Origin of the sequence: Fischerella sp. PCC 9605 (assembly GCF_000517105.1) — a bacterium.
Classification (GTDB): Bacteria; Cyanobacteriota; Cyanobacteriia; order Cyanobacteriales; family Nostocaceae; genus PCC9605.
The window spans coordinates 1,881,963-1,900,087 of record NZ_KI912148.1; the positions used below are offsets into that span (position 1 = coordinate 1,881,963).

The window sequence follows — 18,125 nt, forward strand, 5'->3', positions numbered from 1 at the left end:
ATAATCCGTATCAGAGGATAAGGACTTTTGAATGCGTGATTTTTGACTTACTCGGTAGCGGTACTAGGTTTTGGCTGTATTATTTGTGACCAAAAATTAACCTATCTGCTTTAAAAAAATCAACAAATTGTCGTGCTGTTCTTCCAGAACGACCATTGTGACGAGTTGCCCATTGCAAAGCATGATATTCTAAATCTTGCTGACTGATATTAATTCCAGCCAAGTCTGCAAGATGCCGGACAATTTTTAAATAAGTTTTTTGGTCAGCAGGCTCAAAAGTGAGTGTCAGACCAAAGCGATCGCTAAATGAAAGCTTCTCCTGCATAGTATCCCAAGCATGAATTTCATCGTTGTCCCTAGGAGCAGGTCTATCAGCAAAAAACTCCCGAACCAAGTGACGGCGATTAGAAGTAGCATACACCACGATGTTTTGCGGGCGTGCAGTTAAATTGCCTTCTAAGACTACTTTTAGTGCTTTAAAGGCATCGTCATCTTCTTCAAAAGACAGGTCATCAACAAAGATGATAAATTTATGTGATAATCCTCGCAATTGTTCCACTATTACTGGTAAATCTTGCAATTGTGACTTTGCCACTTCTAGCAAGCGCAAGTTGCGATCGCCATACTCATTCAGCAAAGCTTTAACTAGAGAAGATTTTCCCGAACCGCGGCTGCCATAAAGTAATACGTGCAGTGCCACCTGTCCAGACAATAGAAACTCTGTATTTTTTAACAAAGCTTCTTTTTGCGACTCATAACCCGCGAGGTCATTCAATTTCACTGGATCGGGGTACGGTATGCCGACAAACTGCCCAGCTTGCCAACGCAAAGCTTTACACTCTGCAAATATACCTGTACCAAATTGCCGATAGTAAGCTGCTAAATCTTCTACAGCATCAGCCCAATTTTCTAAATGTTGTAAAGACGTGACTAATCGTATCTCCGCTCCTACTACCCCATCTTGCTCTTGATACCATACTACTGGTGAGACAGGTAGATGGGCTACAGCTTGCACCCATTCACTCAAAATGGCACTGCTACATTCATAAAGATTCTGTAGTATATGTAAATCATGTTTTGCTGCTGCTATCAAAGCTGGAGGCAGATTTGCAAATTCTCGCTGTTGAGCTTGCCTGGTAAAAGGATTCTCATCTGTGAGAATTTGGATGATGAGATATTCTTCCCAATTTTGATTTCTAGCTGCTAAGGATTTAAAGTAATTGCCGTAGGCTTGTAGGCAATTCCTAGCATCCGCTTCAGTGTAACGTATCGCTTGTAACAGGTCAAGAAATGCTACACCTACTTCCGTTTGTAGAACAGATTGGTAGAGTAACAGAGATGCTGCTTGGCGCTGAAGGAATTGAACCTTTGCGTAGGACGAAGTACTTGCCGTAGGCATCGCTTGATTATCCATCAATTGGGTTATTTGGCTAAACAGCTATGGTAAATTGTCTGCCGAGGCTTGCAGCAAAATCAAAATCTACATAGGTTTTAACAATGAATTTAGGTATTATTGCCACCCTTGCCTACGGCATTATTACTTTAATCGGTGGTATCATCGGCTACGTAACTGCTGGTAGTAATGTTTCGCTTTTTAGTGGTAGCATTAGTGGTTTATTGCTCATCTTTGCGGCTTTTGTGCAAATCCAAGGAGAGACTTGGGGTTTGATTTTAGCAGCTGTGGTAACAGCTGTACTATTAGTTGTCTTTGCATTTAGACTAGCTAAAACACGTAAGTTTATGCCCGCAGGAATGATGACGGTTTTAGGTATGCTGACACTAGCGGTGATAGTAAATCAACTGACAACATCAAGAAGTTAGGGGAAACAGAGGGGAAAAGGGAGAAAATTATTGCTTGTTGTGCACGTTGTACATGGGCATGTACCTCACATCATTGTTATTAGTACATTTATATTACCGCAAGCTGCTTTTGTCGCAAACTGGACTAATTTAGGTACTGGGGATTGGGGATTGGGGATTGGGAATAGGTGAAAATGATGAATGATGAATACTGAATGCTAAAAATTTCATAATTCATAATTCATAATTTTTATGCCCCTAGTCTCCTTCAAAAATCAGTAATTGCTACACTGCTCAAACACTCTACAGCCAATTAATATTTCTTTATAAAATAGCTGTTTAATATCAAGCAGTTTGCATTACTCAAATTGTTGATCAGATTTTTGCTGTTTATCCAGGTTATTAAAAAATGTTTTTAAGTGTGAAAAGCAGTCAAAATCAATTTTTGGCGATCGCGTGTTTGAGGCTATGGGTCAAATTTATCCAAACGATAAAGAACAGCTGTTGAGTACAACCGTAAACTCTCTGAGTTTAAGAGCAAACACAATAGATAAACCAAATAAATACAGTATATTTATAAAGCTTTAACAAAAGTATTGTGTGGTGAGAAGGAACTCAACAGATAATTAGTTAGTGAGAGCAAGCCATTAGATTTACAAAAATCATTAGTACAGATCCGGAAATAGGCATAAATTCTTGTACCACTAAGCGTTACCAACATCTGATGTACAAGCAAAATATAGGTATGTGATTATGAGGTTTAATTAAAAACTTTATTTCCAAAACCCCTAATCTGTAATGGTTATAAATTCGTAGTTAGTAGAGGGTTTCAATATATATCCCGTCATTGTCACTAGATCCATCATTGCTAAAACCACCAGTACATTTGGTAAGTAGTCAACAACTAACAACCAGCAAATAACAATCAAGAAATAATCAAAAGTTTTTAAAGTTTTCAATCCGTATGCATCCAAAGTTTAAAGAATGAGTAAAGGCTGGATTGCCATTTTGGCAAGCTTTTGTTGAAGATATAGGATATTAGTAGATTGTAGTAATGAATATTGATCTACGCGTGTTTTTACTATCTGGCGAATAGTACTTAAACCAAATTAATAATAAAATAGCTAATTATCTAAGCAGTTTTACGATTTAGGAAATAATATATGGTATTTTCACTGTCCTCTCACAATGTCATCCCGCATCTCCAAGAAATGGGTCTGTGTAGTTCAAAAGATAGCGTATCTACTGAATCAGAGTTACCAGAAACTAGCAAGAAGAATTTCAACTTACTGGTAAAGCTAGGAGGGGATCGCAAGCTGTTGGTTAAACAAGAACGTTGTGTTGATAATGATGGTATCCCCCAAGAATTTTTCAATGAATGGCTCTTTCATCAGTTGTTACAGCAGTTTCCAGTTTTAGGAAATATTTCTGAAATAGCATCATTATTGCTGCATTTTGATGAAGAAAATTCTATTCTTGTTCGCAACTATCTAACGGAATATTTTGAACTAGCTAATTTTTATCAACGAAATGATATTTATCCCCCAGAAATAGCAGCAGCCATAGGCACTAGCTTGGGTGGACTGCATCGTGCAACATTCAATCAGCGCGAGTATCGCGAGTTTATGGCAACTGCTCCCCAAGGGCAATTTCGCTATCAGTTTTACAATCCAGCACAAGGGATGGGGTCAATTAGTCCAGAAATTTTTGGTAATGTTCCTAGCGATGCGCTCAAGTTTTATGTTCTTTATCAACGCTATGAAAGTTTAGAAGCAGCGATCGCGGAATTAGCAGCCTTATGGCAACCTTGCTGTTTAACTCACAATGACCTGAAACTAGAAAATATTTTGGTGCATTCTCGGTGGAAACAACTAGATAATTGCCTTGTCAGACTAATTGATTGGGAAGCTTGTAGTTGGGGAGATCCAGCTTTTGATTTGGGCACTGTACTGGCAAGCTATTTAAAAATTTGGTTAGAAAGTTTGGTGGTAGATCCCTCTATTGAGTTAGAAGAATCTCTACAATTAGCAGCAACACCACTGGAGGATCTCCACCCTTCCATACTTGCCTTTATCCAAGCTTATCTAGACGCTTTCCCCGTAATTTTGGAGTACCGCCGCGAGTTGATCCAGCGAGTAGTTCAGTTTGCAGGTCTTGTACTCATTCAGCACCTTCAAGAAACTATTCAAGACCGCAAATTCTTTAATAATGCTAGTCTTTGTATGCTCCAAGTTGCTAAAACTCTGCTTACCAGACCCCAAGAATCTGTAATGACAGTTTTTGGCAGTAGTGAGTCAGAAATCATCAAACCTTTTGCAAAATTTGCCAAACTACCCCAAACCAAAACAGAACAGAATTTAGTTCGCCTTTATTACAACAAAACCCGTTTGCGTGGGTGTTGATAACTATACAGGGAGATGGGGAGGTTCGGAACCATGCTAGATTTTTCTGACAATCATCTGCTAAATTCTCTGCTCGATATTGTTGACAATATCCAGATAGAGCCTAATTTTTGCATCTGCCATCCTAACTATCAACCTTTCGCCTTGCCAGATCGGTTGGCAGAGAGATTTCAGAAAAATTCAGTAGAACTACAGCGTAAGTATTTCACCTTACTGTTGCGAAATTTTATCTACGGCATCTATTACAATGGCTTGTTACAAAATGTCTTAGCAATAAATGCCAAGCCAGCAAATTGTTTACCCCACAAAAGCATAGAAAATAATTCCATCTTGGAGATTGATTGGCAATTTTACGAGCAATTGCACGAGAGTAATCACGGTACTGGTTATTTTGATTCTGGTTGGCAGGTGTTGCGACGCGAACCAGATGGCAGTCTGGCGGTGAGTAAAGGCGGTTTGACGTTGTATATTGAAAGCGATTCTCATCTAGAAGCGATCGTGCAATCTGCCAAGGTTGGTGAGTTACTAAACATTTGGATGCCGAAAAATCGACTGCAAAATGGTTGCTACGTAGCAGTTGGCAATGTTGCTCAGAAACTGGGAAGCAATCCTGACACTGATTTAGGAGAAGGACGAATCTACTTGAATTTAACTCCATCAGGAGCGATCGCCATGATGGAAAGCTTGACAATGCAACTAAATGATGCAGTAATCCCCTTCAACTTTCAGGTTCCATACAATCCTTCTGCCTACGGACGTTATGACTCGGGAGTGCTTTACTTTCAACGCCACGACTATCCAGCAGTCCGAGAAGTCTTACAAGCCGTATATGCACAGCATAAATCCCATTTTCACCCAGAAATTCCTTTATTTACCAAATTTTTGGCATCTGGGTTGAGTTTAGCTGAAGAACCAACCAAAAAATTTGTTTCTCGGGAAAGTTTTGGCATTAACCGCTGCCAATTAGTCGCTAATGCCTTATTTGAGGCTTGGCAAAAAGGCTACAATTCCACTGAGGAAAGAATGCGAACTATCTGCCAACATTTTGCTAGTTTCGGAATTGATTTGCAGCGTCCCTACCTCAATCCCAGTTCTAAGGATATCTATTATCCTTTAGGGACTTGCAAAAAATAAATTATTCAGTAGCGTCCGTTACGGCGTTAAGCCTAACGCACCGCCTAACAGATAAAACGTGCGTTACGCTGTCGCGTTAACACACCCTACAACCATTGGTTGGATATTTTTTTTATTGGAAGTCCTTAATCTAATTTTACTGAAGCCCCAGTGCTATTAAACATAAAAAATACGAATACAAACCATTTCATCTCAACCTCCGTCGGAGGCTCCTTGAACACTTTTGATTTAATCCACGGTTTGCGATCTGACATTGCCTAACCACCATGCCAGTAATACACCAAAGCCTAATATATTTACTACTAACAATACTAGGTTTCCAAGTACTGGAATCAAACCAATTAAACCCAAGATGAGCATGCCAATCAGAAATTGTTGCATGGGCGATCGCTCTCGAGTTGTCAATATCCTTTGCCCAAGCCAAAGAGCTACTCCAAGAGTACCCACTAGAACTGTAATCATAACTGCTAAAGCAACTAAGGGTAATAAGGGAATTCCAATTAAGCTTATTGCCAGCACAATGATTACTACAATGACAGCAAATAAACCACCTAAACCCCACAATCCACTTTGAATGGGATAATGGCTGACAGTCGCTGCCAAGTTTAATAGGAAATTTGGTCGCCAAAGTATGATTAAAACACCAATAATAGTGCTAATTAGTACGTTCAGAAGATGAAAGGCGGTATTGAAGAGATAGCGAGAAATAAAACCTCCCCTCCTTCTAAAACCATACATTCCCCACCTACCATTCTCTAGGGCTGTACCTGAGGCACCATCAATAATAGCTCCTTCTTCTGTGATAATTTTTCCTCCCACTGCATAGACATCACCATCAACACGGGCACCCTTTTCTAAAATTACATCTCCATCAATAGCAATTGCACTCTCGGTTACTCGTGCTCCTTGCTGAATCCTTACCGTTCCCCCAATCGCTATGGCACTTTCCACAGACTGGTTAGGCGCAACTGTCACATCATTCCCAAACTGGATAATATTAGTGTTGTTGATATTAATGTCGGCTTGGGCTAAAGCTGTTACTGAGAAAAAAATCGCGCTCAGGGCTAATACCAATAGCAAAATAAATTTTTTGAGAGTACTTCGTTTCACTCACTTTTCCCCTGATTAAAAATAGAAATCATCCCTAATACCCTCTTTATTAGCGTTTACATTCAGAAATTTAATCTATCAATAGTTGAAATAAGATCTTGAGTCTGATTAGCTGTCTTCAATGCGACGGAATGTAACAAGTCCGACTTCAGCAACTTAGTATGATTCACCCTTGGAAGCTTTCCCTCTCCCATTCTATTTTGTAAAATTAGTTCTAAGAGTAGGCTAAGTGCCTGCTTTAGCTTTGTCTACCATTTTTGGTATTGCTGCCAATGGCTTTCAATTACAATCGCACCGTTCGTTTTCAAGATACTGATGCCGCTGGGGTAGTATACTTTGCCAATGTTTTGGCAATTTGTCATGAAGCTTATGAAGAATCTTTAGGAGCTTCAGGTGTTAATCTTAAGGAATTTTTTAGTAATCCATCTGTAGCTTTTCCAATTGTTCATGCTAGTGTGGATTTTTTTCGCCCAATGTTTTGTGGTGACAAGTTAATCGTTAGATTAATGCCACAAAAAGTTGGTGTGGAAAAGTTTGAAATCAATTACGAAATTGTTGTTGCAGATATGGTGGTTGCTAAGGCAATCACTAGACATGTTTGTATTGATGCCAACAGCAGACATAAAAGAGATTTACCTGAGCAGATCCTTGAATGGTTGGAGGCGAATCGTAAAGATGCAGAAAACATGGAAAGAAGAAAATCAAGAGAGGTGATTTAAGTAGAAGGCAGAAGGAAATAATTGTAAAATTTATTTTTCGGAGATTTGTAGTAACTCTGCGGCTATTTGCTGTAGTTGTTGGCGGTTGATTTTGCCTTGGGAGTTGCGGGGCAAACTTTGGGCAGGAATCCAATATTTAGGAAGTTTAAATTTGCTGAGTTTATCTTGAAGTGAGTTTTGGATTTCTACCGCAGAGATATTTGAGTGTTTGGGAATATAAATAGCTGTTATCGCTTGTCCCCAGTACTGATGTGATACACCTACTACACAAACATCAATTACCATTGCAGTTGCTCTGATTGCTGATTCTATTTCGGCAGGAAAGACGTTTTCTCCTCCTGTAATGATTTTGTCACTTTTACGTCCAACTATATTTAAATAACCTTCTTGATCTAAAACGCCTAAATCATCTGTATTGAAACTTAGGAATGGGGAAGATAAATTATGATTATAGTTGCTAGATCCCCTCTCTCCCAAGGTAATCTTTAAAGGATAATAACCAAGAGCTAAAGATTCAGTTTGAATAGTAATATTTCCGATTTGATGAGTATTTAAAACTTCACCTTGATCGTTGCAAATTATAACCTTGGCATGAGGCAGAATTTGACCGCAGTTAACTTTACCATTGAGAAAATCATCGGGTTTAAGTGTGGCAATTTGGGAAGCGGTTTCTGTCATGCCATAGGTGAGAGCTAAGTTGATTTGGTAGTATCTTGCTTTCTCTAAAAGTTCATCCCAAGCTGGCGCACCTCCCAAAAGGACAGTCTGAAATTGCGATAGCCACGCCGTTAAATCAGAATTTTGGAGGAGATGCTGTAACTGAGTTGGTACTAAAGATATGAAAAATTCTGATGCTTCAATATCAGGTAATTGACCAGATTTTAATTCTTTAAAGGGTAAAATAGTCAATGTGCCACCAGTAGTGAAGCAGCGCACAAACTGCATTAAACCGCTAACATGATATAAAGGTAATACGCACACTGAATTGACTTTTTGCAATTGAAAATATTCTGTAAATCCCCGTACTGATGCTGTTAGAGTTTCCCAAGTGTGGACAGCAAATTTAATTTTTCCTGATGAACCACCTGTGGGAATCATTATGTGTGGAGAGTGGGGGAGTGGAAAAGTGGGAGAGTGGGAGAGTGGAAGAGTGGGAGAGTTGGAGAGAAAAGAATTCTTCTTTCTCTCCATCCCTCTATCCCCCCATCTTTTTTCTCCCCATCCCCCCATCCCCCCATCTTCCCCTCCTTTTTCCCCCCATCTCCCCATCTCCCTCTCTCCCTCTCCTCTTTCCTCCATTCCCCAAATAATATCTGGCTGTACTAAATCAAAGACTTGTTGCCATTCCTGCTTTACCCAGTTAGGATTACAAAGGAAAATTGGACAATTAGCTGCACAAGCGGCTATAAACCCTGCTAAAAATCGCAGTGGTTCGCGTTCAGCTAAGATAATTTTTGGTGGTGTTTGCCAGTGCGAAAACTGCGTTAATTCTAAATAAAATTGTTCGGCTAATTGTGGAAGTTCATGGCTGCGATCGCAAATCAACCAGTCATTGCTAATAAAATTTTCTAAAATTTTTACCATAAATTTTCCTGCCCAATAGCCTCATCTTCAGTAAACCAGTGATTGACACCAAAACCTACAGCCCTGTTGTGTCGCGATAATTCCGCTGCAAGTTGGAGTGCGGCTTTTCTACCAATGGCAGTTTCAAATACGGATGAAAACACAGCATCAATTTCATGCTGTTGACAAAACTGACGCAGGCGGGATGGGAAACCGATTATTCCTGGTTTAATGACAAAAATTCCTCGCCAACCTTGTTGATAACAGCACTTTAGTTGCTGGAGTGTAGCAACAGACTCATCTAAAGCGATCGCTGTTTGATAGCAACGACTCAATGCCAAAATCGCCGAAAATTGATCTACAGGCAAGGGTTGTTCGATAAATTCAATTTCCACGGGCAATTCATCATTACCATTAAGGCGATCGCAAGTTTCCAGCCATAAATTAGCTTCCTCTTCGCTGAGTCCGCCGTTAGCATCTAATCGCAGTTTTGCAGAGGCTGGTAAGCTTTGAATCAGCAATTTCAAGATTTCCAACTCAACAGGTGTAGGGTAAACACCTATTTTCCATTTCAAAGTAGAATATCCCTGCTGCCACAGCGTCTCCCACGCCTGTAGTGCTGCTTCTCCTGCGGGTAGTAAACCGCTGTATGAAATTTGGGCATCGGGCAAAGGACATCGGTAAGAAAACCAATTTTCAATTCCCAATCCCCAATCCCCAATCCCCAATCCCCAATCCCCAATCCCCAATCCCCAATCCCCCACTTCCTGAAGCGCTGACTCAAAACCAAACTGACACGCGGGTAACTCATCGGGGATGGAAAAAATAGTCTCCTCTGTAATTTCCCCTGGTAGTTGACGACAAAAATCTAAGGCTTGTGCTAGGGTTTCTGAACCAAACCAACCGATCGGGGCGATTTCTCCCCAACCGACTTGATCGGTCTTATCTGTGAGGCGAGTAATGATACCTTCACGGGTATCCCAAATGCCGTGACTGGTAGCAACTGCACGCACAAACTTCCGTTGATAAGGACGAAATTCAAATCTGTAATTCACTACCTCAACTTCAAATCAATTCGTCAGGGTTTGTTATTCGTTGTTTGTTGTTGGTTGTTTGTTGCTTGGAACAACCAACTACCAACCACCAACCACCAACAAAAACTTAAAGCATAAATCCCGCACCCAAAAGCAAACAACACCAGAAATGCACGGCGACAGCGATGAATTTGCAGTTACTGACTTTTTCTGGGTTGTCATGATTTTGCTGGACGTGGGTGCATAATTTGATGGCAAAAGGTAAACTCACCCAACTCAGTAATGTCCACACGGGAAAAATTCCCCAAACTACGCACAAAAAGTTAAGGGCGTAAATGCTACCAGTAAACCAATGTAAAAATTGTGCGCCTTTTTGCGTTCCCAACCGAACAATAGGCGATCGCTTTCCTGCTGCTAAGTCATCTTTAACTTGGTGAAAGTGCGAACAATATAAAATTAAAGTTGTAGCAATTCCGACAATCACCGAAGCTGTTAAACTTAGCATTGACCAACTTTGAGTTTGGCTGTAGTAAGCTGCCGAGACTGCTAGCGGGCCAAAGGCAAAAAAGCAAAGAATTTCTCCTAAACCCTGGTATCCTAAACGAAAGGGAGGCCCTTGGTAAGCATAACCTAAAGCACAGCAGACAAGAATTAACCCGATTACAGTTAAGTCACGTTGCCACCAAGCGATCGCTAATATCCCCAGCAATCCTAAACATAAAAATATATTTCCTAACCAAAATATTAATAACTTGTTACCAGTCAAATTCACCAGAGAATGATATTTATTCCGATCAATTCCTGTCTCAGAATCAAAAACATCATTACTAATATTTTCCCAAGCCAAAATAAAAATTGCAGCGACTAAAAAAGTAAAAAAATTTGCTCCATTTAAACTCTTATTTTCCGCAAAAGCTACAGCCGTTCCTACCCAAATGGGCATAATTGCAACGCTGTACATTGGCGGTTTTATCGCCGCCATCCATAACTTAGTTTTGGGATTATTTTTGGGATATGAAATCAGCTTTGTAGTCATTAGTCACAATCAATTAAATTGCCAGCACCTTTCTTATGCCCAAAATTTATGGTTTCGATACAAACCATATGCAGGTAGCACCCTACAAGAAAGCCATTTTTCTACGTTTGAGATTTAATCTCATGCCATGAGCTGCTGTTTGCAACCCGAATTAGGCAATGCCATATAGGGTATTGCGAAACCAGCATCTAGCAGAGCCAACACGCTGGTGAAATAGCGACTGTTTATGTTACCTGTAGAAATACGACCATGATTTATCACTCTTTAGGAAGATAAGTTCAAAAAAATTTACTATTTTTAGATCCATGACAGTTTCACAATGTCCTGCTGACTTTTTTGTATATAATAAGGAACTATACCAATTTCTTGTTGCTGCTCAGCGAAAGAGTATAAAAAATAATTCCGCGCAAATAGCCAGTATTTCCCTAGAAATTAACTTGGTTGATCCGCTCGTAGTAATGGACAAGCTGGCACAGCCAAATCAACTTAATTTTTATTGGGAAAACAAAGGCAAAAAAGAAGCTATTGCTGCAATTGATGCTGTAGCAAAACTGCAAATCGAGGGGAAAGAGCGATTTAGCAAATCAGAAAAATTTATAAAATATTGTTTAAAAAATATAATAAATTTTAGCAGTACAGAAGAAGTTTTTTCGAGACCACTATTTTTTTGTAGTTTCAGTTTTTTTGAGAGAAATTACCAAGAAGATTATCCTTTCCCAGCAAGTACAGTTTTTGTGCCTCGTTGGCAAATAGCTGTCAAAGATAAACGCTGTATATTAGTTGCCAACACAATTATTCATGCTGATGTAAATATTGAAGAATTTTTGTATATTCTATGGAGAAAAATTGAAATCATCCATTCTTTAGAATATCACTCTCCCCATCGAGATTGTCGAGAGCCAAAATTCAGCAAAAAATCCGTTGCTAATCCCGAAAAATTCAAACTTTCGGTATTTTCAGCTTTAGAAACAATTAAATCCAGGCATGTAAGTAAAATAGTGCTAGCAGATGCACTAGATGTGATATCCAATACTCCTTTTAATTTGTTTAATTCCTTACACAACCTGCGGCAACTACATCCGAATTGTTATATTTTTTCTACAAGTAACGGCAAGGGGCAAAACTTTATTGGTGCTAGTCCAGAACGTCTAATTAGCATTCACAAGCAACAATTAATTACTGATGCATTAGCAGGAAGCGCACCACGAGGAAAAACACCTGCTGAAGATGCTGCCAATGCCGATCGCCTACTCAATAGTGACAAAGAAAGACATGAGCATTCACTCGTGATTGATTTTATCACTCAACGTCTATCGCAACTAGGTTTATTACCGCAGCTTTTACCACCCCGGTTACGGCAATTATCCAATATCCAGCATTTATGGACACCAATTAGCGCCCTAGTTCCCGATCGCGTCCATCCATTAAAAATAGTTTCGCAATTACATCCCACACCAGCAGTAGCTGGTGCAGCACCAGATATTGCCTGTGCCGAAATTCGCCGTTACGAAAGCTTTGAGAGAGGGTTGTATGCTGCACCGTTGGGATGGGTAGACGCAGATGGCAATTGTGAATTTATTGTCGGGATTCGTTCTGCACTCATAGATGGCGATCGCGCTAGACTTTACGCTGGTGCGGGTATTGTTGCAGGTTCCGATCCTGAAAAAGAACTGGCCGAGATTCAACTTAAACTTCAGGCATTGCTGAAAGCATTAGTTTAAAGAAGGCAGAGGGAAGAAGTAGATGCTTATTTTGTGAGAGTATATGATACACTTCTTAACTTTGACAATGATTTTTGTAGTAAAATTTATCATAAGTATTTTTTCTTTCTCTGCTAGCTAAAAATTGCCAAACTGGCAACCAAGCTTACTTTTATTAATTTATTATCTCGGGTATTATAATTATGAAGCTTAACCAGCGGTGCTAAAACTACTACCAATTAATTACTCGCTTCCACACATTCATATGTAATAGTGAGGAGGCAGTTCAATGTCAAATCGATTAGCTGAGATGTTTTTGAGTTTCTAGATGCATTCCTTCGTTAATGAAGGAATGCTATCTGATTTTGTAGCTTATCTTCTCACATACCAAAAAACATTTGGAAGTCGGGTATCTGTGTCTTGCTAACTAATCCCTTCGCATATTCAGTAACTCTTGGGGAGAAGCCAAAAGTTTAATTTTGACGTAAAGAATTTGCTGTTGTTGGTTGAGGATAAATTGCCACAAAACATTGACACCGCACCAAGAAGTTTGTGCTTTGCCTGTAACCTGAAATTGGACTGTACCCTCCTCTAAATTCTCGGAGACTCCTTGGCGAGGGTATGCTTTAATATCTGGAGCTTCTTGTTTTAAATAACTAGCGATCGCATCTTTTCCAACAATTCCAGATTCAAATGGCGGATGCATGATGCCGTCGTCTGCAAATAAGCTAGCAGTATCATCAAATTCTCCTGCATTTAAGGTTTGAAAGTAACGCAGGATGGTTGGTTCTGCAATTCCCTCTATTGTGAATTGCTCTGGAACTGTAACAGATTGCGATAGCTGTGATGAAAGCATAAACTCAACTCCAGATTATTTTCCATACAATTTACACACAACAGCAAATTCAAACCTGTTGCTGGAGATGTATTTTTTTGATGGTGGTTAGTAGATAGTGGATAGTGGTTAAAAACTAACTACTAACCACTAACTACTAACTACTAACAAAACACTAATAAAAATTGCCCTTTATTTTCTCCCCGCCACTAGAGGAGATATAAAGAGCAATTGGCTTGTAAATAAGGGAGATAAGGAAAGATATTGCAAATTTATTTAGTACAGGATGTCAGAAAATATTAACTAGTCGTAGAGGAGTAAAAAGCTTAGAGTATAAGCATTTTCTCCTCTGGCATAGCTGCTTTCATGTATTAGTCAGCTAGGGGATCAACACCCATCTCGGTTACAACTTTGCGAAAAACGGTGATTTGTTGACCAAAATCAAGTTCTTTGAGCGCTTCTAATACCTGCACACCATCACGAGAGAGTTGATAGTTAGATGGCATGGGAACGACGAAGCCTTTAACCATTAATTCAGATAGTTCGTACCAGAAAGCCAGCTTTGTATTGGCGCTCAGGATACCGTAGGAACGAGTAAACTGAGTATTTTTCTTAGCAGCCAGGTCGCGCATTACCTGCAACTGCTCTGGATGAGACATCTGCTTAATTTGATTCAGCAGACCTTCGGCTAACTGTAAACGAGCAGCACCGGTAGCAGCTGGCGTAATTGAACGTCCCATTTCGGTGTAAGCATACCAGAGTACTGCCAACTGGTCATCTACACTTAGGCTTGTAAATACAGCAACAGTAGATGCAACGGCGTCACCTGGCTGGTTGCTGTAATTGAAAGATCTAGAAAAACGAGTTTGTGCTGAATCAGTAGTGAATGTCATGATTGCACCACAGTTGGTTAGTGAATACGCTGGGAATTGCCAAGAGCGTTTTTTGCTCTTGATTTACATTCTGCATTATTTATTTACAAATTGCAAATAAAATTTACAAATAGTGTTCCTAAAAAAGAGCAAATACATGCATAGACTCAGATAATCATGTATTGACTAGATAATGTATAATCTAGATGCAAACGATCCGGCAAATTTTCGATAAGGTAAATGAATCAATTTTCCGGAACAAGCAGTAGTAAAGTAAAGCAAAAAGCCTTAGAGTTGGGATTTCACAAGGTAGGAATAGCTGCTGTGGATGGGGTAGATGATGATACAGAGGCGCAGCGGTTACAAGCATGGATAGCGCTGGGTTATCACGCTGATATGGAATGGATGACTTCCCCCAAACGTCAGGATATTCGGTTGGTAATGCCAGAAGTGCGATCGCTAATATGTGTTGCTCTCAACTACTACACACCACATCAGCGTCCTGAAGGTAAGGAATACGCCAAGATATCTCGTTATGCCTGGGGACGAGATTATCACAAGGTCATGCACAAAAAGCTAAAAGCACTTTCCTCGTGGTTACAAGAACTAGATGAAGGTATACAAGCGCGTTACTACGCAGATACAGGCCCTGTGCAGGATAAACTCTGGGCACAACAAGCCGGAATTGGATGGATTGCCAAAAATGGTAACGTAATCGTGCGGGAGTATGGTTCTTGGGTGTTTTTGGGAGAAGTGCTGACAAATCTAGAATTGACCCCCGATACTCCCCATACGCAACACTGCGGTACTTGTACTCGCTGCATACAAGCTTGTCCTACAAACGCCATAACTAGTCCATTTGTGGTAGACGCAAATCGTTGTATTGCCTATCACACAATTGAAAATCGACATGAAAAATTACCAGAGACAGTTACACCCCACTTGCAAGGCTGGGTTGCTGGTTGCGACATTTGCCAAGATGTTTGTCCTTGGAATCAGCGTTTTGCACATGCAACTGACGTAGCAGAATTTCAACCTTATTCTGGGAATCTTGCACCTAAGCTGATAGAATTAGCCCAAATCTCCGATTCAGAATGGGACAAACAATTTCCGGCATCGGCGTTGCGGCGAATTAAGCCAGAAATGTTACGACGGAATGCCCGTGCTAATCTAGACGCATTCCAGCAGGCACAAGAATGACCCAGAAAGTAATTATTTTTGATTTTGATGGCACGATCGCTGATACAGTAGACGCTCTTGTAAGTATTGCTAACCGTTTAGCCAAAGAATTTGGTTATGTACAAATCACTCCAGAAGAATTGGCTCTGTTAAGAAACTTAACTTCTAGAGAAATTATTAATTACTCAGGTATTTCGTTGTTTAAGATACCTTTTCTGGTTAAAAAAGTCAAAGAAGAATTAAAAAACAAAATCCCAGAGTTAGAGCCAATTCCAGGAATGAAAGAAGCCTTAACCTTACTTAAAACTGAAGGTCATCGGCTAGGAATTATCACTTCTAACTCCAAAGATAACGTTACAGAATTTTTAACAATCAATGAATTAAATAATCTTTTTGAATTTATCTATTCAGGAGTTACAATTTTTGGCAAAACTACTATTATTAATAATTTATTAAGACAAAAACAGATCGGGACTGAAGAAGTCATCTATGTTGGCGATGAAACCAGAGATATAGAAGCGTCAAAGAAAGCAAATATTAAAGTAATTGCTGTGACTTGGGGATTTAATTCACCCGAAGTATTAGCAAAACAAAATCCTAATTTTCTAATTCACCACCCAAGTGAACTGGTGGAAGTTATAAATGTTAGTTAAATAGTCATTAGTCATTTGACTAATGACTAATGACTATTACTTATTTAGATTGACCCTTTTCCAAAGCTTGTTTTAATACATCATCGCTAACACTAGTTACAGCTTCCTGGCTAGCGCCAACCTCATTCGCCATTTCTTTGTAGTCATTGGGATTTCCCGTTGGCTGTGCTTCAGTTTTCACCTCTGTTGCTTCAGGCATTTGATACTGAGGTGCGGTTGCTTGTTCAGCTGCTTTTGCACCTTCACCTGTGCGATCAACTTCACTAACGCTGAATTGCTGTGCTGCTTGGTAATCTGATTCCATATCGACGCTTGGTGCTTTTTCTTCACCACTAGCAATATTTTCAGCAGCTAATTTCGCGTCTTTGGTAGGAGCTTCAGAAACGTTAGGTTTAATTTCTTCTGGCATAATGAACCCCCCTAAGAATTTTTCTATCACTGCCGTGATTCTATCAGAGTGAACCTAAGCAACCTTGATATCTCTGGGTAGATTGTTCACCTCTATTAAAAGATATATAAAAGCTTCAACATTCAATTTTTGAAACTCATGCTGTAGGAGGGCGAATCAGGTTGTTTAACTTTGTTAAGCCTTAATTTGTACTGTGAAATAAGCTAGGAGATAAATTTATGACTACCAATTACAATAAATCTGCACCTCAAGCCCTCAGCGAAGATACTCAAAAATTAGTAGAGGCTTTTAACAAGTTAGATACTGATGCCAAACTAGCTTGGTTATATTTTGTTTATGAAAAAATGGGAGATTCTATCACTCCCGCTGCTCCCACAGCAGCAGAACCAGAACTAGCACCAAAGCTGTTAAGAGACTACTACGAATTGTCAGATGAACAGCAACTACAAATTATGCGGGAAATTGTCAACTGTGAAGATACAGAATATTCCCGTGCTTATGGTTCAATAAAAGAAAACAACCAACTATTCGTTTGGTATGCTTGGGCGGAAGCTATGGGAGATCAAGTAGTTGATATGCCAGAGGATTACAACGCCTCTGACACAATTAATAATCTGCTTTCACAAATAGAAAAACAGGATTTTGAAGAGCAAATGTCTGTATTGCGGACAATTACAGGTCAAATGGGTTACAGCGATGTGAAGCCCATAGAAACACAAGCTGAAACAGGCAAGACATCTAGTCTTTAAGTATTAGTTAGTAGATAGTAGATAGTAGTTAGTAGTTAGTAGATAATTATTGACCACTAACTACTAACCACTAACCACTAACCAAAAGTCAAGACACCGCCATGTGGCTCAAGTCAGCTGGCGTCATGTGTGAGTGTACCACTTCACCATCACGGAACCAGACAATACGTTGTGTTTTGCGGGCAACATCTGGTTCATGAGTTACCATAACCACTGTGATACCAGTAGCATTGAGTTCACCGAATATAGCTAATACTTCTTGAGTGGTACGTGAATCAAGTGCGCCAGTAGGTTCATCGGCTAGCAGTAACACCGGATGGTTAACTATAGCACGGGCGATCGCTACCCGTTGTTGCTGTCCCCCTGAAAGTTGATTGGGTTTGTTGTTGAGACGTTTTTCCAAGCCTACTCTTGTCAGTGCTTCAGCAGCGCGATCGCGTCTTTCACCAGAGTTCACACCAGCATACACCATTGGCAACATTACATTTTCTAGTGCTGATAGCTGAGACAGGAGGTGGAATTGCTGGAAGACAAACCCTATTTTTTTGTTGCGAATGTGTGCCAGTTCGGTATCATCCATCTGTGCCACATCGAGGTTATCTAAATAATAATGCCCTGATGTGGGGCGATCCAGACAACCAATAATATTCATAGCTGTGGATTTACCAGAACCAGACGCTCCCATAATCGCACAATATTCACCCTGTTCTATAACTAGGCTGACATCATTCAGCGCCCTTACTTCCGTTTCACCACTACCATAAATTTTGAAGATATTTTCTAAACGAATGATTTCTGGTGTTTCAATATTGGATTGAATAGTTTGGATTTTGGATTGAATATCCATTGCCGCAGAGTAGTTTATTTAAGTTTTCTTTGTGTCTTTGTGTCTTTGTGGTTCAAAAGTAAATTTTATTAACCACCAAGACA

The 18,125-nt window shown here is 39.8% G+C and carries 17 protein-coding genes; 8 read left to right on the top strand and 9 right to left on the bottom strand.

The genetic code is table 11. The features are described 5' to 3' along the window. Positions 1-79 precede the first annotated feature (79 nt). Positions 80-1,414 (bottom strand): ATP-binding protein, encoded by a 1,335-nt coding sequence (locus FIS9605_RS0110685; protein WP_026732586.1) that lies wholly within the window; start codon positions 1,412-1,414, stop codon positions 80-82. Between the two features lie 83 nt (positions 1,415-1,497). On the opposite strand from FIS9605_RS0110685, the gene FIS9605_RS0110690 reads away from it, so the two are divergent. The 3 genes from FIS9605_RS0110690 (at position 1,498) to FIS9605_RS0110700 (ending at position 5,336) form a co-directional block, all read left to right on the top strand. After that, positions 1,498-1,821: a TMEM14 family protein gene (locus FIS9605_RS0110690; protein WP_026732587.1), complete on the top strand. Its 324-nt coding sequence runs from the start codon at positions 1,498-1,500 to the stop codon at positions 1,819-1,821. 1,142 nt (positions 1,822-2,963) lie between these two features. Next, positions 2,964-4,202 (top strand): phosphotransferase, encoded by a 1,239-nt coding sequence (locus FIS9605_RS0110695; RefSeq protein ID WP_026732588.1) that lies wholly within the window; start codon positions 2,964-2,966, stop codon positions 4,200-4,202. Positions 4,203-4,235: 33 nt separating this feature from the next. Then, entirely contained in the window at positions 4,236-5,336 is a 1,101-nt protein-coding gene (locus tag FIS9605_RS0110700; RefSeq protein WP_026732589.1) for a T3SS effector HopA1 family protein, read from the top strand. Positions 5,337-5,564: 228 nt separating this feature from the next. Here FIS9605_RS0110700 and FIS9605_RS0110705 read toward each other — a convergent pair whose 3' ends face one another. Then, positions 5,565-6,446 (bottom strand): polymer-forming cytoskeletal protein, encoded by an 882-nt coding sequence (locus FIS9605_RS0110705; RefSeq protein WP_026732590.1) that lies wholly within the window; start codon positions 6,444-6,446, stop codon positions 5,565-5,567. Between the two features lie 272 nt (positions 6,447-6,718). Between FIS9605_RS0110705 and FIS9605_RS0110710 the strand changes: the two genes are divergently transcribed. Next, positions 6,719-7,165, top strand: coding sequence for an acyl-CoA thioesterase (locus tag FIS9605_RS0110710; RefSeq protein ID WP_026732591.1), 447 nt, complete (start codon positions 6,719-6,721; stop codon positions 7,163-7,165). A gap of 30 nt (positions 7,166-7,195) precedes the next feature. Here the strand turns inward: FIS9605_RS0110710 and FIS9605_RS0110715 are convergent, their stop codons facing one another. The 3 genes from FIS9605_RS0110715 to menA all read right to left on the bottom strand — a co-directional run bounded on the left by FIS9605_RS0110715 (position 7,196) and on the right by menA (position 10,798). Then, positions 7,196-8,749, bottom strand: a complete 1,554-nt coding sequence (locus FIS9605_RS0110715; protein WP_026732592.1) for a 2-succinylbenzoate--CoA ligase — start codon at positions 8,747-8,749, stop codon at positions 7,196-7,198. After that, positions 8,743-9,783: an o-succinylbenzoate synthase gene (locus FIS9605_RS0110720; RefSeq protein WP_026732593.1), complete on the bottom strand. Its 1,041-nt coding sequence runs from the start codon at positions 9,781-9,783 to the stop codon at positions 8,743-8,745. The genes FIS9605_RS0110715 and FIS9605_RS0110720 overlap by 7 nt, the downstream gene beginning before the upstream one ends. Positions 9,784-9,889: 106 nt before the next feature. Continuing rightward, positions 9,890-10,798: a 2-carboxy-1,4-naphthoquinone phytyltransferase gene (menA, locus tag FIS9605_RS0110725; protein ID WP_026732594.1), complete on the bottom strand. Its 909-nt coding sequence runs from the start codon at positions 10,796-10,798 to the stop codon at positions 9,890-9,892. Between the two features lie 305 nt (positions 10,799-11,103). On the opposite strand from menA, the gene FIS9605_RS0110730 reads away from it, so the two are divergent. Next, on the top strand, positions 11,104-12,519 hold the full coding sequence (locus tag FIS9605_RS0110730; RefSeq protein WP_026732595.1) for an isochorismate synthase: 1,416 nt from the start codon (positions 11,104-11,106) through the stop codon (positions 12,517-12,519). 406 nt (positions 12,520-12,925) lie between these two features. Here the strand turns inward: FIS9605_RS0110730 and FIS9605_RS0110735 are convergent, their stop codons facing one another. Together FIS9605_RS0110735 and FIS9605_RS0110740 are read right to left on the bottom strand one after the other, a co-directional pair. Beyond that, on the bottom strand, positions 12,926-13,354 hold the full coding sequence (locus tag FIS9605_RS0110735) for a nuclear transport factor 2 family protein (RefSeq protein ID WP_026732596.1): 429 nt from the start codon (positions 13,352-13,354) through the stop codon (positions 12,926-12,928). Between the two features lie 350 nt (positions 13,355-13,704). Then, the gene (locus tag FIS9605_RS0110740; RefSeq protein WP_026732597.1) at positions 13,705-14,226 is read right to left on the bottom strand and encodes an orange carotenoid protein N-terminal domain-containing protein; all 522 of its coding nucleotides are present in this window, start codon (positions 14,224-14,226) and stop codon (positions 13,705-13,707) included. A gap of 219 nt (positions 14,227-14,445) precedes the next feature. Here FIS9605_RS0110740 and queG point away from each other — a divergent pair, with 219 nt between their 5' ends. Continuing rightward, positions 14,446-15,405, top strand: a complete 960-nt coding sequence (queG, locus tag FIS9605_RS0110750) for a tRNA epoxyqueuosine(34) reductase QueG (RefSeq protein ID WP_026732598.1) — start codon at positions 14,446-14,448, stop codon at positions 15,403-15,405. After that, the gene (locus tag FIS9605_RS0110755; protein ID WP_026732599.1) at positions 15,402-16,037 is read left to right on the top strand and encodes an HAD-IA family hydrolase; all 636 of its coding nucleotides are present in this window, start codon (positions 15,402-15,404) and stop codon (positions 16,035-16,037) included. Before queG ends, FIS9605_RS0110755 begins: the two co-directional genes overlap by 4 nt. A 40-nt stretch (positions 16,038-16,077) precedes the next feature. On the opposite strand, the gene FIS9605_RS0110760 is transcribed toward FIS9605_RS0110755, so the two are convergent. After that, positions 16,078-16,446, bottom strand: a complete 369-nt coding sequence (locus FIS9605_RS0110760; RefSeq protein WP_026732600.1) for a hypothetical protein — start codon at positions 16,444-16,446, stop codon at positions 16,078-16,080. Positions 16,447-16,664: 218 nt separating this feature from the next. Between FIS9605_RS0110760 and FIS9605_RS0110765 the strand changes: the two genes are divergently transcribed. Then, positions 16,665-17,195 carry an orange carotenoid protein N-terminal domain-containing protein gene (locus tag FIS9605_RS0110765; protein ID WP_026732601.1) on the top strand — a complete coding sequence of 177 codons (531 nt, stop codon included), beginning with the start codon at positions 16,665-16,667 and terminating at the stop codon, positions 17,193-17,195. An 88-nt stretch (positions 17,196-17,283) separates the two neighbouring features. On the opposite strand, the gene FIS9605_RS0110770 is transcribed toward FIS9605_RS0110765, so the two are convergent. Beyond that, complete coding sequence (locus FIS9605_RS0110770) at positions 17,284-18,042, bottom strand: ABC transporter ATP-binding protein (protein ID WP_035139522.1); 759 nt, start codon at positions 18,040-18,042, stop codon at positions 17,284-17,286. Positions 18,043-18,125: the final 83 nt, after the last annotated feature.

Coding starts and splice junctions, on each gene's coding strand:
- FIS9605_RS0110755 (WP_026732599.1), top strand. CDS start 15,402: ATGACCCAGAAAGTAATTATTTTTGATTTTGATGGCACGATCGCTGAT.
- FIS9605_RS0110730 (WP_026732595.1), top strand. CDS start 11,104: ATGACAGTTTCACAATGTCCTGCTGACTTTTTTGTATATAATAAGGAA.
- FIS9605_RS0110685 (WP_026732586.1), bottom strand. CDS start 1,414: ATGGATAATCAAGCGATGCCTACGGCAAGTACTTCGTCCTACGCAAAG.
- FIS9605_RS0110760 (WP_026732600.1), bottom strand. CDS start 16,446: ATGCCAGAAGAAATTAAACCTAACGTTTCTGAAGCTCCTACCAAAGAC.
- FIS9605_RS0110695 (WP_026732588.1), top strand. CDS start 2,964: ATGGTATTTTCACTGTCCTCTCACAATGTCATCCCGCATCTCCAAGAA.
- FIS9605_RS0110710 (WP_026732591.1), top strand. CDS start 6,719: ATGGCTTTCAATTACAATCGCACCGTTCGTTTTCAAGATACTGATGCC.
- FIS9605_RS0110765 (WP_026732601.1), top strand. CDS start 16,665: ATGACTACCAATTACAATAAATCTGCACCTCAAGCCCTCAGCGAAGAT.
- FIS9605_RS0110735 (WP_026732596.1), bottom strand. CDS start 13,354: ATGCTTTCATCACAGCTATCGCAATCTGTTACAGTTCCAGAGCAATTC.
- FIS9605_RS0110740 (WP_026732597.1), bottom strand. CDS start 14,226: ATGACATTCACTACTGATTCAGCACAAACTCGTTTTTCTAGATCTTTC.
- menA (WP_026732594.1), bottom strand. CDS start 10,798: ATGACTACAAAGCTGATTTCATATCCCAAAAATAATCCCAAAACTAAG.
- queG (WP_026732598.1), top strand. CDS start 14,446: ATGAATCAATTTTCCGGAACAAGCAGTAGTAAAGTAAAGCAAAAAGCC.
- FIS9605_RS0110770 (WP_035139522.1), bottom strand. CDS start 18,042: ATGGATATTCAATCCAAAATCCAAACTATTCAATCCAATATTGAAACA.
- FIS9605_RS0110715 (WP_026732592.1), bottom strand. CDS start 8,749: ATGGTAAAAATTTTAGAAAATTTTATTAGCAATGACTGGTTGATTTGC.
- FIS9605_RS0110690 (WP_026732587.1), top strand. CDS start 1,498: ATGAATTTAGGTATTATTGCCACCCTTGCCTACGGCATTATTACTTTA.
- FIS9605_RS0110700 (WP_026732589.1), top strand. CDS start 4,236: ATGCTAGATTTTTCTGACAATCATCTGCTAAATTCTCTGCTCGATATT.